10 protein-coding genes, 3 tRNA genes and 1 pseudogene are annotated in these 13,387 nt (G+C 32.6%); 7 read left to right on the top strand and 7 right to left on the bottom strand.

The window, feature by feature from the left end:
• Window positions 1–10: 10 nt before the first annotated feature.
• A pseudogene (locus J3S90_RS00730) lies at window positions 11–1,387 on the top strand (Gfo/Idh/MocA family protein).
• 359 nt (window positions 1,388–1,746) lie between these two features.
• On the top strand, window positions 1,747–3,099 hold the full coding sequence (locus J3S90_RS00725; RefSeq protein ID WP_210644041.1) for an NAD-dependent succinate-semialdehyde dehydrogenase: 1,353 nt from the start codon (window positions 1,747–1,749) through the stop codon (window positions 3,097–3,099).
• A gap of 100 nt (window positions 3,100–3,199) precedes the next feature.
• On the opposite strand, the gene J3S90_RS00720 is transcribed toward J3S90_RS00725, so the two are convergent.
• The 5 genes from J3S90_RS00720 to J3S90_RS00700 all read right to left on the bottom strand — a co-directional run bounded on the left by J3S90_RS00720 (window position 3,200) and on the right by J3S90_RS00700 (window position 8,801).
• Complete coding sequence (locus J3S90_RS00720) at window positions 3,200–4,102, bottom strand: N-acetylmuramoyl-L-alanine amidase (RefSeq protein ID WP_210644039.1); 903 nt, start codon at window positions 4,100–4,102, stop codon at window positions 3,200–3,202.
• A 30-nt stretch (window positions 4,103–4,132) separates the two neighbouring features.
• Window positions 4,133–4,603: a hypothetical protein gene (locus J3S90_RS00715; protein ID WP_188049761.1), complete on the bottom strand. Its 471-nt coding sequence runs from the start codon at window positions 4,601–4,603 to the stop codon at window positions 4,133–4,135.
• 32 nt (window positions 4,604–4,635) lie between these two features.
• The gene (gene rimO, locus J3S90_RS00710) at window positions 4,636–5,949 is read right to left on the bottom strand and encodes a 30S ribosomal protein S12 methylthiotransferase RimO (protein WP_210644037.1); all 1,314 of its coding nucleotides are present in this window, start codon (window positions 5,947–5,949) and stop codon (window positions 4,636–4,638) included.
• Between the two features lie 215 nt (window positions 5,950–6,164).
• Complete coding sequence (locus J3S90_RS00705; RefSeq protein WP_188049763.1) at window positions 6,165–7,715, bottom strand: OmpP1/FadL family transporter; 1,551 nt, start codon at window positions 7,713–7,715, stop codon at window positions 6,165–6,167.
• Between the two features lie 36 nt (window positions 7,716–7,751).
• Entirely contained in the window at window positions 7,752–8,801 is a 1,050-nt protein-coding gene (locus tag J3S90_RS00700; RefSeq protein ID WP_210644035.1) for a hypothetical protein, read from the bottom strand.
• 101 nt (window positions 8,802–8,902) lie between these two features.
• Here J3S90_RS00700 and proS point away from each other — a divergent pair, with 101 nt between their 5' ends.
• The 5 genes from proS (at window position 8,903) to rpsT (ending at window position 11,042) form a co-directional block, all read left to right on the top strand.
• Window positions 8,903–10,381, top strand: a complete 1,479-nt coding sequence (gene proS / locus J3S90_RS00695; protein ID WP_210644033.1) for a proline--tRNA ligase — start codon at window positions 8,903–8,905, stop codon at window positions 10,379–10,381.
• A 78-nt stretch (window positions 10,382–10,459) separates the two neighbouring features.
• Window positions 10,460–10,531 (top strand) — tRNA-Glu (locus J3S90_RS00690).
• Between the two features lie 46 nt (window positions 10,532–10,577).
• Window positions 10,578–10,649, top strand: a tRNA-Glu gene (locus J3S90_RS00685).
• Between the two features lie 36 nt (window positions 10,650–10,685).
• Window positions 10,686–10,757: transfer RNA gene (locus J3S90_RS00680), tRNA-Glu, on the top strand.
• Window positions 10,758–10,790: 33 nt separating this feature from the next.
• The gene (gene rpsT, locus J3S90_RS00675) at window positions 10,791–11,042 is read left to right on the top strand and encodes a 30S ribosomal protein S20 (protein ID WP_066078122.1); all 252 of its coding nucleotides are present in this window, start codon (window positions 10,791–10,793) and stop codon (window positions 11,040–11,042) included.
• Window positions 11,043–11,103: 61 nt separating this feature from the next.
• On the opposite strand, the gene J3S90_RS00670 is transcribed toward rpsT, so the two are convergent.
• Together J3S90_RS00670 and J3S90_RS00665 are read right to left on the bottom strand one after the other, a co-directional pair.
• Complete coding sequence (locus tag J3S90_RS00670) at window positions 11,104–11,517, bottom strand: response regulator (RefSeq protein ID WP_210644031.1); 414 nt, start codon at window positions 11,515–11,517, stop codon at window positions 11,104–11,106.
• The gene (locus J3S90_RS00665) at window positions 11,517–13,232 is read right to left on the bottom strand and encodes a PAS domain-containing sensor histidine kinase (protein WP_210644029.1); all 1,716 of its coding nucleotides are present in this window, start codon (window positions 13,230–13,232) and stop codon (window positions 11,517–11,519) included. The genes J3S90_RS00670 and J3S90_RS00665 overlap by 1 nt, the downstream gene beginning before the upstream one ends.
• Window positions 13,233–13,387: the final 155 nt, after the last annotated feature.

The following is a 13,387-nucleotide window of genomic DNA, read 5'->3' as shown; positions in this document are numbered from 1 at the left end:
ATAATTTAATATGAAAAGTACAATTTCTAAATTTTTCCTAATTGCTTTTTTGTTTTTAGGATGGGCTAGTGCCTCTGCCCAAATGATTAAAACCCCAACGCCAAAAAGAGCCAAAGGACAAACAGATGTTTTGCGTTTAGCAATAGCTCCAATTCCTACAGTACGTGTTGCCTTTATAGGATTAGGAATGCGCGGTCCTGGTGCAGTAGAGCGAATGACACATATTCCAGGAGTTGAAATTGTTGCGCTTTGCGATATGTTAGAAGACAGAACACAGTCTGCTAATAAAATATTAGAAAAAGCAGGTTTGCCTAAAGCACAAGAGTTTTATGGAGAAAATTCTTGGCGAAAAGTTACAGCTCTCCCTAATGTAGATCTTGTTTATATTGCTACAGATTGGAAGCATCATGCAGAATTGGGAGTTCAAGCAATGAAAGATGGTAAAAATGTAGCTATAGAAGTTCCAGGAGCCATGAATATGAAAGAAATTTGGGATCTTATCAATACTTCTGAGAAAACACGCAAACATTGTATGATGTTATAAAACTGTGTGTATGACTTCTTTGAATTGACAACATTAAATATGGCTCAGCAAGGACTTTTTGGTGAGATTTTGCATGCAGAAGGTTCTTATATTCATGGATTACAACCTTTTTGGGGAGCTTATTGGGACAACTGGAGAATGGATTATAACAAAAAACACCGTGGCGATATCTATGCTACTCACGGAATGGGACCTGCTTGTCAAGCATTAAATATTCACCGTGGAGACAAAATGAATTTCTTAGTTTCTATGGATACTAAAGCGGTTGGAAATCCTGCATTTATCAAAGAAAAAACAGGCGAAGAGGTTAAAGATTTTAGAAACGGTGATCATACGATGACTATGATTCGTACAGAAAAAGGAAAGACAATCCAAATTCAGCATGATGTAACTTCGCCTCGTCCTTACAGTCGTATGTATCAATTAAGCGGAACTAAAGGATTTGCTAATAAATATCCATTTGAAGGTTATGCATTAGATTCTAAAAGTATTGGGACAGATGTAGCACCAAATCACGAGAATCTAAGTGCACATAGTTTTGTTCCTGATGAGGTAAAAAAAGCTTTAATGGAAAAATACCAACATCCAATAGTAAAAGGTATTGAAGAACAAGCCAAAAAAGTTGGTGGTCATGGTGGTATGGATTTTATCATGGATTACCGTTTGATTTATTGTCTTCAAAATGGACTTCCCTTAGATATGGATGTTTATGATTTAGCAGAATGGTCTTGCTTGGCACCATTGACAGAGATTTCTCTGGATAATAATTCGGCTCCAGTTGAAATTCCTGATTTTACACGTGGTGGATGGAATAAACTAAAAAGTTTAGAGTTTTCTAAATAATAAAAATTAAAAGATCAAAACCCGCAATTTGCGGGTTTTTTTATGAAAAACAGTAAGGTTGAAAATTAATAAGCGCTATATAAAATATCATATATTTATCAATAATTGCAATGCTATTTATTCTTTTTTATTAAATACACAATTGATTTTAAATTGCTTTATTTTTTTCTCTAAGCACTGGAAAAAAAGATTATCGAATGGTTTAGTTTTATTAAATTTTACTTATTTGGTAGTTACAACATATAAATTTTTATTAAAATTATTCCTTTAAACTCCTCTTTTCTTTAAATTCAGTACCTTAGATATTATAAAAAAACTGTTGTATTTATTAAAAATACATTTCATAAAATTAAGTAAAGATGATATTTAAATCCATAAATCCATTTACACAAGAAGTAATAGCAGAGTATGAATCTTTAACCAATGCAGCATTAAACAAAAAAATTGCATTAGCTGAAAACGCTTTTAGCAAATGGAAACAGACTTCCTTTCAGGAAAGAGCGGAGATGATGCAAAAATTGGCAAACATTCTTAGAGAGAATAAACAAAAATTAGGCTTACTCATCACAAATGAAATGGGTAAAATCTTATCAGAAAGTGTGGCCGAAGTTGAAAAGTCTGCATCAAACTGCGATTATTATGCTGAAAATGCAGAACAAATGCTGAAAGATGTGTATTATGAAACACCATTCAAGAGTATGTCTGTTTACGATCCAATGGGAGCTGTTTTTGCAGTGATGCCTTGGAATTACCCTTTTTGGCAAGTTCTTCGTTATGCTGCTCCAGCAATTATGGCGGGTAATGTAACACTATTAAAACACGCCTCAAACGTTATCGGTTGTGCTAAAGCGATCGAAAATGCCTTTTTAGAAGCAGGATTTCCAGAAGGTGTTTTTCAGCAGATAAGTATAGAAGTCTCTCAAGTTGAGACGGTGATTAGTTCTAATATTGTGCAAGGAATTACTTTAACAGGTAGTGAAGCTGCAGGTTCTTCGGTAGCCTCATTAGCTGGAAAATATATTAAAAAGTCGGTAATGGAGCTTGGTGGATCTGATCCTTTTATTATTTTAGAAGATGCTAATCTTAGTAAAGCTGCTGAGGTAGCTGCACATTCTAGAATGTTAAACGCAGGTCAGGCCTGTATTTGTGCCAAACGTTTTATTGTAACTGAAAAAGTAGCAGATGAATTTGTTTCTCTTTTTTCAGCTAATATAGCCTCTTTGAAGCAAGGAAATCCTTTGCAGGATGGAATTGATTTGGGACCTTTAGCGCGATTGGATTTAGTAGATACATTAGCAGATCAATTACAAAAATCACTTAAACAGGGAGCAAAATTGGTTACAGGCGGATCATATGAAAATTGTAATTTTCAACCTACTTTAATTGACTTTGTTAGTGTGGACTCAATAGCATTTCAGCAAGAAACTTTTGGTCCACTTGCAACTGTGATCAGAGCAAAAGATGAAAACGATGCCATTGCAATAGCCAATAACCATCGTTATGGATTAGCCGCTGCAATTTGGACAGAAGATAGAGAAAAGGCATATAAATTAGCTAGGAAAATAGAATCAGGGAATGTTTTTGTAAACTCTCTTGTTCGTTCAGTTTCTCAAGTTCCTTTTGGAGGTATAAAAAAATCAGGATACGGGAGAGAATTAGGAGCAGTTGGGATTAAAGAGTTTATGAATATGAAATCATTGGTAATTGAATAATTAAATATTTTAAAAATAAAAAACGAGAGTAGAAGAGGTTAAACCAATTCTACTCTCGTTTTTTTACAATTTTATTTTTTTGTCTTTTTACAAATAGCCTTTATTGCTTCTTGTAAATAGAATAAATAGTGTTAATTGTTTTCTCATCTAAAGTAGTACTTAGTTCACTTTGAATGAAATGTAATTTAAAAGCACTAATCGCTGCTGGTAAATTTTTAGTGTCATAACCAATGATTCTTAAACCTTGTTCTACATTAAAATCAGCAGGCGCAGGCTCCAGTTCTTCGTCTGGCCAAACTCCAAATCCTTTTTCTGCAAGAGTTTTCCAAGGGAAAAGCACACTTGGATCTACTTTTCGTTTAGGAGCAATATCAGAGTGACCAATTATATTTTGAACAGGAATATTATAATCTTTTTTTAACTTTGTTAATAGTGCCAATAGGCTATTAATTTGTAAGTCAGAAAATGGTTCAGAGCCATTATTGTCTAATTCAATTCCAATAGATACAGAATTAAGGTCTGTATTTTTCCCCCAAGAACCATTACCCGCATGCCAAGCCCTTAAATAATCATTCAACATTTGTACGACACGACCATCATCTCCAATAACATAATGTGCGCTAACTTGGGTTCGCGCCAATGTAAAGGTTTTGATAGTTTGCTGTATAGAATCCTGAGCAGTATGATGTAAAATAATAAAGTTTGGCTTTCTTAAGTTAAAGTTAACCGTTCCAATCCATTCAGTATTTACACCATTTCTTAAAATTGTAAGTTCCATTTTTGAAATAGAATCTTTTATATTTAATAAATTGTCAGAGTAAGTGGGTTCAACGGTTATTTTAAAGTTATTAACCATCGGTAATGTAACGCTTTCTTTATTTGAAATGGTTTCTTGTAAAGATTTTAGTTTTTCATCGTATATTTTTTCTGTTTTTTTGTACGGATTAACCGCGCAAGAAGTCACGAAGATTACAAAAAAAAGGTAATAATAAAAATTTCTCATAAGGATAGTTTATCGAAGCGCTACAATTTATTATTCAGACTTTTTCTTCTTAGATTTTTTAGGACTATTTGCTTCTTGATTCAAAGCAGTATATTTTTCTTTTTGCTCTTTATTCAGCAACTCCATGATTTTTCTGTCTGTTGCTTCTGATAGGGCTTTAATATTTGCCATTTTATCGTCTTGACTTACTTCAGCTTTAATAAGCATTCCTTGTGTTCTAATATTTTCGGTCAAAATGTTAGAAATCGCAATTGCTTGAAGTTCATCTAGATTTAATTCTGGTTTTATGCGCTCAATAATTTTAGCAACGGTTACTTCAACAGGTATTTCCTTTGGTTTTTGTTGAGACATTGATTGATCCATGCCGCTATTCATTCGACGATTACTACCATAATTGTTTCCGTAACCGTTATTATATCCACCATTTCCATATTGTGCGGAAACAGTAGTAGAAAATAAAAATACAACTAGAATAATAAAAATGGATTGTAATAGTTTCATAATTAGCTTTTTTAAATCAATTAGAATAAATTTTAAGCAGGTTCACCATAAAGATCAAATTCAGTTGCCTCAATAATTTTTATCAAAGCAAAGTCACCTGTTTTTAAGTAATATTTTGAAGCATCTATTAACACTTCATTATCTACATCTGGACTATCAAATTCAGTGCGACCTACAAAATGTGCGCCTTCTTTTCTATCAATGATACATTTGAATGTTTGACCTATTTTTTCTTGGTTTAAATCCCATGAAATTTGAGACTGTAATTCCATGATTTCATTAGCTCGTTCTTGTTTTACCGCATCAGGAACATCATCTTCTAGTACATAAGCATGAGTATTTTCTTCATGAGAATAAGCAAAACATCCCATTCTGTCAAACTTCATTTCTTGTACAAAATCTTTTAGAGTATTAAAGTCTTCTTGTGTTTCTCCAGGATAACCAACAATCAAAGTAGTTCTTATGGCCATTCCTGGAACTGCAGCACGAAATTCTTTTAATAATTTTGTTGTTTTATCTTGTGTTGTTCCACGACGCATCGATTTCAAAATAGAATCTGAAATGTGTTGCAATGGAATGTCTAAATAATTACAAATTTTTGGTTCACGTTTCATAATTTCTAAAACGTCCATCGGGAAGCCTGTAGGAAATGCATAATGCAAACGAATCCATTCAATACCTTCAACTTTAACTAAAGCTTCTAATAATTCACCTAAAGCTCTTTTTTTATAGATATCTAAACCATAATAAGTTAAATCTTGAGCAATAAGAATTAGTTCTTTTACACCGTTCTTTGCTAAACCTTCAGACTCTTTTACCAATTTTTCAATGGTTTGCGATACGTTTTTACCTCGCATCAAAGGAATAGCACAAAAACTACAAGGTCTGTCACATCCTTCAGATATTTTTAAGTAAGCATAATTTTTAGGAGTAGTTGTCAAACGTTCTCCTAACAATTCATGTTTATAATCGGCTCCCAAAGCTTTCAACAATGCAGGTAGTTCAGTAGTTCCAAAAAATTGATCTACGTTAGGGATTTCTTTTTCTAAATCCGGTCTATAACGTTCCGATAAACATCCAGTAACAAATACTTTGTCTACTAGTCCTTTTTCTTTTTTATCTGCATATTCTAGTATCATATTTACAGATTCTGCTTTGGCATTGTCTATAAATCCACAAGTATTAATTACAATTATATTTCCTTCTTCAGCTTCTGGAGCTTCATGCGTCACCTCTTTTCCGCTCGCGCGAAGTTGACCCATAAGTACTTCACTGTCATATACGTTCTTAGAACATCCAAGAGTGATTACATTTATTTTATTCTTTTTTAAAGACTTCGTTCTCATATCATTAGAATCCCGATAATTTGGGAATTTTGCAAAATTACAACTTTTTATTCAAACTGAACTTGTTTACTTTTCTTTTCCTTTTTTTTAGAGTTAATACACTCCTAACCTAAATATGATTTGGTATAAATAGAATTAGTTTTTGTAGCTCTAAACCTAAAAAAAAATCCGTTTCAAAAACATGAAGCGGATTTTAAATTTTATTTTTAGAATAATTATAGTTCAAATATAAGTGATACAGAAATATTATTATTAATGGCATCTATTTTTGGACCATCTGTAAATCCTTGTGCAAAGAAACCTTGTTGTGAGTTTCTTTTTGCGTAAGAATAGGCTAAATCTAACTTAGTAGATCCAAAGTTATATCCTAAACCTGTAGAGTAACCTGTTAGATCCCCTATAGTATTACCGTTTTTAAAAGGACTTTGTTCGTAACGATAACCTGCTCTTAAGCTTAAAGCATCAATTCGATATTCAGCTCCTATTCTTAATTCACCTGTATTGGTAAGTACATTATTTATTTCTTTATTTAAGCCATCAAAGCCAGTTTTTAATTTAATATTACTGTAATCTTTCATAGCATAATCAACACTTATTAATCCAGATTTACCAAAAACATAGGCGAAACTTCCAGTTAATTTGCTAGGAGACTGTAATTTATATGATTCGTATATATTAACTACTCTTGGATCAACGGTTTCTTTTAAGTCATTTCCTGTTGTAGCACTACTAACTGTAATAAGTTTTTGAGATAATTCATCATTTAAAGTATACCATGTCGGAGATTCATAAGCTAATCCCACACGTACCTCGTTAGTTAATTTGGCGATAGCTCCCATTTGGAACGAAAATCCATTTCCATACGTATGTAAGTTATTGTCAAACTGTATCGAAGTAATAGTATAGTCACTTATTAATGGTGCATTGTTGTCTTCGTAAAAACTTGTTGATTTCTTTAAATCTGTAAAATGAGAATTTAAATTTAAACCTAAAAATAGTTTATCTTTATAAGAGGTAGCTGCATTAAAAGATAATTTTCCGTTATAACCCGTACTCGTTGTATAATTGTCTTGATAATAATTACCTCTAGTGGGTACCAATGATGAGTAAGTGCTATTCGGATTATTAAAATCAACGACATCAATTATAAAACCCTGATTATAAAATGCAATCATCGCTTGTTGTGCTGCAAAACCGTAGGGTAAATTATTTCCTAAGTAGGAGTAAAGATCAGATATTGATTCTCCATTTTTTCTAGTTACAAATTCCTGTGGTATTGGAGCTCCGTTATTACCCGTATTAGCATAACTTAAAAAATATTTATCTATAGAATTCGTTGGATTTATACCAGCTGAAAATAGTTTATTATCAAAATTATTAGTGTTTTCGTAATTTACTGCTAGAGAGATTTTTTTCCAGTTACTTTCTTTTCTATTGTTAAATACAAAAACTGCTCCGGCCTGATTTAGATCAAAAGTGTTTTCTTTATCAGAAGTCTTGTTTTCAAAGTAATTTGAATTATTCTTGGTGTTAAAGTTGGTTATAGTAAGTCCTACTTGATTATTTGAAAAAATAGCTGAACCTGCAGGGTTTACAGTAATAGCAGAAAAATCACCTCCCAATGCTCCAAACGCACCTCCCATTGCTCTAAATCTCGCCGTTCCGTTTAAATTTTCTTGAGAATAAAGTAGCGCGTCCGATAACTCTTGAGACTGTGCCACACTAACAGAAAAGCCTAATGCTAGTAAAAATATATATTTTTTCATCTGATTTAAAATTAAAATTTAATAGTGTAAATTGAATTATCCTCTACCGCCACTTCTGCCACCTCTACTGCCCGAAGATCTAGTTTCGCCTCCTGAAGATCTAGTTTCACTACCTGAAGATCTTGTGTTATTGTAAGATCTTGAAGAATTGTCATATCTAGGTTCTGGTGAATAGGTTCTGGTTGGTGTAGTGCTTTCAATACGACCATTATTTGTATTACCTCTTCTAGGAGCGCTCTGTGTATTGTTTTGAGGGTAATTTGGAGTTTGTTGTGGATTTCTTGAAAAAGTAGGACTAGTTCTACTAGATGAATTTCTATTAAAATCAGTCGATTGTCTGTTTTCTGAGTTTATAGTCCTTCTATTGTTGTTGTTATTTTGTGTTCTTGAATAGGTACCAGAATTTCGACCATTAATACCTGCATTATCATAGGTAGAACCTCTTCTGCTAGAATTGTAAGAACGCGTTCTACTGTTGTAGTAATTTGAATTTGTCCAATTATTTCCATAGTAACTATTTCCGTAATATCCATTTCCGTAGTAAGCGTTCCCGTAGTAACCATTTCCATAATAGCTATTTCCGTAAAAACCATTTCCGTAATAATTATTCCATCCTAAACCTACATTTAAACCCCATCCATATCCACCATTCCATCCCCAGTAATTTCTATACCAATTATTACCATACCAATTGTTTCCGTACCAGTAATTCCCGTACCAATTATTGTCATTGAAATTAATACTTATATTTTGCGGATTACTTCCCCAACCTGGATAATTTGTGTCATTATTTTGAACCGATTCAGAATTCAAATCATAACTGCTATAGTCATCAACATTGGTAAAAATTTCATCTGATGTATTGTCTTTCTGTAAAGTGGCAAAATAATCCTTATATTGGTTTCTATCGTACGAGTTGTTTTGGCTTCTCGTTTCAATTGTTCTATTAGAGCTGCTTCCGTAAATTCCATCAGAGTCGTAATAAGAACTATTTTGGTAGGAGCCGCATGAAGTCAATAAGACACTAAAAAAAACAACAAAGTAATATATTGATGTATTTCTGGGTGAAAGAGTATTAGTTTTCATATCTATGGAGTTTTTTATTGTTGGACGTTACAAAAATAGTTAGTTTTGCTAAACTATTTACGTAAAATTATTAATGCAAAATTTATGCCAAACTATTCAATATGAGTAAGAGCTTAACTAAGAGATCAGAAGATTATTCAAAATGGTATAACGAATTGGTTGTCAAGGCCGATTTAGCCGAAAATTCAGGAGTTAGAGGCTGTATGGTGATCAAGCCTTACGGATATGCGATATGGGAGAAAATGCAAGCCGAATTGGATCGAAAGTTTAAAGAAACTGGGCATGAAAATGCTTATTTTCCTTTATTTGTTCCAAAAAGCATGTTTGAAGCAGAGGAAAAGAATGCAGAAGGATTTGCTAAAGAATGCGCTATTGTAACACATTATAGATTGAAAAATGATCCAGATAAACCTGGAAAATTGATGGTTGATCCAAATGCAAAACTAGAAGAAGAATTAATAGTTCGTCCTACTAGTGAAGCTATAATTTGGTCTACCTATAAAGGATGGGTTCAGTCTTATAGAGATTTACCTTTATTAATTAATCAGTGGGCCAATGTAGTGCGATGGGAAATGCGAACTAGATTGTTCTTGCGTACTGCAGAATTTCTATGGCAAGAAGGGCATACTGCTCATGCAACAAGAGAAGAAGCTGTAGAGGAATCTGAAAAAATGATGAATGTTTATGCTGATTTTGCTCAGGATTTCATGGCAATTCCAGTTGTAAAAGGAATAAAAACAGAAACGGAGCGTTTTGCTGGTGCTGAGGAAACGTATTGTATCGAGGCTTTAATGCAAGATGGAAAAGCATTACAGGCCGGTACTTCGCATTTTTTAGGTCAAAATTTTGCTAAGGCATTTGATGTGAAGTTTGCTAATACAGAAGGAAAGCAAGAATATGTTTGGGGAACATCATGGGGAGTTTCAACTCGTTTGATGGGTGCGTTAGTAATGACTCATTCTGATGATCAAGGATTGGTTTTACCTCCTAATTTGGCACCGATACAAGTTGTAGTTGTTCCTATATATAAAACAGAGGAGCAATTGGATTTAATAGCAGCCGAAGTGGCTGTTTTGACAGCGGCCTTGCGAAAATTGAATGTCACTGTTAAATTTGATAATAGAACGACTCAAAAGCCAGGTTTTAAATTTGCGGAATGGGAATTAAAAGGGGTGCCAATTAGAGTGGCTGTAGGTCCAAAAGATTTAGAAAACGGAACTTTTGAAGTTGCTCGAAGAGATACCTTAACTAAAGAAGTGGTTTCTAAAAATGGAATCGAAGTTTATATTAGTGATTTATTGATTCAAATTCAAAAAGATTTATTTGATAAAGCGTTAGATTATAAAAATTCGCATATCACCGAGGTGAATAGTTTTGAAGAATTTACAGAAGTATTAAATACTAAAGGAGGTTTTGTATCAGCACATTGGGACGGAACTGCGGCTACTGAAGAAAAGATTAAAGACTTGACTAAAGCAACCATTAGATGTATCTCTTTAGATAGAGTTCTTGAAGCGGGAAACTGTGTGTTTACTGGGGAAAGTTCCGTTGGGAGAGTGCTGTTTGCTAAGGCATATTGAAAATAAATAAAAAAATATGCGTAAGCTATTGTACGTTTCAAAAATAGTTGTATTTTTGCATCCGCATTAGAGAAGCAGGGCCCGTTCGTCTATCGGTTAGGACGCATGGTTTTCATCCATGTAAGAGCGGTTCGATTCCGCTACGGGCTACTATTTTTATTGCAGAATTAAGTTCTCCTGAACTTAGAGGGAAAATGGCCCGTTCGTCTATCGGTTAGGACGCATGGTTTTCATCCATGTAAGAGCGGTTCGATTCCGCTACGGGCTACAATTCAATTCATATTGAAAAAACTTAGGGGATAATGGTCCGTTCGTCTAGGGGTTAGGACGCCAAGATTTCGTCTTGGTAACAGGGGTTCGATTCCCTTACGGACTACAAAAAATTAGTAAAAGAAAAAAAAGTAATAAAATGGCAAATCATAAATCAGCTCTAAAGAGAATCAGAACTAACGAAAAGAGAAGAGTATTAAATAGATACCAACATAAAACTACTCGTAATGCTATCAAAGCACTAAGAATAGCTACAGATAAAACAGATGCTACATCTAAATTATCTAATGTAATTTCTATGATTGATAAATTAGCTAAAAAGAATATTATTCATGATAACAAAGCTTCTAATTTAAAATCTAAATTAACGAAACTTGTTTCTAAATTGTAATTAATACAATTTTGTGTATATAAAAAAAGCTCTCATTTTATGAGAGCTTTTTTTATATATCTTACTTTTCTAATTTATTGTTTAAGTATTCTAGCATTAATTTACTAATTGGTTTTGGTAAAAAATCAATAACCATTGGATAGGTTTTAGACTTTTCTAAATCATCTGGATCAATTGTAGAGGAGAGAATGATAACTTTTATGGTATTAAATTCTGCAAATTCTTCCTTTGTAAAATAGTCTAGAAATTCCCAACCACCCATAACGGGCATGTTTAAATCTAAAAAAATAAGTTGCGGTTTTAAAATTGATGCATTTTTCTCTTTGTTATCTCTAAGATCTCTAAAGTAGTTTATTGCCTCTTCTCCGTTTTTCAAAGCGATGGTGTCTTTAGAAAACAAAGCTTTACTGATTACTTTTTTGCAAAGCATCAGTGTTATTGGATCGTCATCAATGCATAGGATTTGATCTAGCATTATTCTTTGTTTTTAAATGTTAATGTGAATGTAGTTCCTATATTAACTTCGCTTTCGATATCTATTGTTCCTCCCATAGTTTCTACTTGTGATTTTGCAAGGTATAATCCAAGTCCTTTGCTGTCAGGATAATTGTGAAAGCGCTGATATAAGCCAAATACTTTAGCTCTATTGCGCACTAAATCTATTCCTATGCCGTTGTCTTTGAATGTTAAAATAACTGTATTGTCGATTTGATTTGAGGTAATGGCTATTTTTAATTTTCTATTTTCAGATTTGTATTTAATCGAATTGGTCATCAAGTTTAATAAAATACTTTCAATATAGGCTTTATTGGCGTGAATTGTGTTTGCTTTTTCAAAATCCAATTTTATAGTCGGCTTATGTAATTCTATTTGGAAATTCAACTGGCTGAACACGTTTTCAAACACTTCTTTAAGCAGTACTTCTTCTTTTTGAATAGACGGTTTGTCTTTAATAATGATAACTTTTACTAAATCGTTTATAGTATCGTTTAATAGGTGAGTAGATTTATTAAAACCCATTAAGATTTCATTTAACTCTTGATTTTCAATCGGAATATCTTCGATCAAGTTTAAAAGACCAATTAGGTTTGATAAAGGAGCTCTTAAATTGTGGGAGGTGATGTATGAAAACTGCTTTAAATCTTTATTGTTCTGTGTTAATTCTCTAATTAATTGTTCTTTTTCTTTTTCGTTGTTTTTTTCTTCGGATACATCTCTTTGTATCGATATCCAATGAGTGAGAATCTTTTCTGAATTATAAATAGGAATCATAGTAAATCTAATCCAGTATTTCTCTTTGTTTTTCTTATAGGTTATTGTCTCTATTATGCATTCCTGTTTTTCTTTAAGCGCATCAATCAATTTGTCGTATTCGTTTTGATCAGAATACATTTCTTTAAAAATAGCTGTAGTTTTTCCTAATACCTCTTCTTTTTTATAACCAGACATGATAGAGAAAGCGGGATTGGTATATATTATTTTTGAAACTCCAATCTCATTAGGATTTGGTTCTATGATAACAATAGAATCTTTAGATTGTGTGATGACGGTTTCTAGTAGTCTTAATCTTTGCTCTTCTTCCTTTTGTTTAGTAATGTCTTGTATTGCTCCAATCATTCTTGTAGCTTTACCTTGATTGTCTTTTAATAAAAAACCTCTATCTAAAACATATTTATAAGAGTTGTCCGCACATCTAAAACGATATTGATCCTGCCAATTTTTAGTTTTTTGTTCTAAAAATGAATAAAGTTTAACAGACATTTTTATACTGTCTTCTGGGTGAATCTTGTCAAACCACCAATCAGAACTGTTAATTACTTCTTCTTGAGTGTAACCAAACATGCTTTCTATGCCTTTATTCCATGAAAAGCTATTGTCCTGTATTTTCCAATCCCAAATTGTATCACTAGTTGCTTTTGCAACGATATTGTATTTTTCGTTACTCTCCTTTATTTTTTCATTGGTTTTTTTTAGCTTTTTAAAAACAGCAATGTTTCTTTGATCATTTTTGGCGAGGATAAGTTTGAAAATTCCTCCCGTAAATAGTATAAAAAGAATTTCTTTGATAAAATTATAATTGTTGCTTTTATCATCAGATAGGAAGTGCTGCAGTAGTTTATGACTCATAATAACAGCAAACATCGAAATTACGATGTAAACTAGGATTACTTGGTTGGTTTTGCTTTTCATTACTCAAATATAAATAAATATTATCAACTTTTTAAACATCATTTAGAACTTATTTTTTTAAGTTTTTTAGGGTGCTTTTTTAGGTGTAATAGGTTAAGCGTATGGAAACTATTACGGAAATGTTATTTATTTAAAAAAAAATTGTACATTTGCGC

This window comes from Flavobacterium flabelliforme, assembly GCF_017948675.1.
Taxonomy (GTDB): domain Bacteria; phylum Bacteroidota; class Bacteroidia; order Flavobacteriales; family Flavobacteriaceae; genus Flavobacterium; species Flavobacterium pygoscelis.
This window is presented reverse-complemented; position numbering and strand designations above follow the sequence as displayed.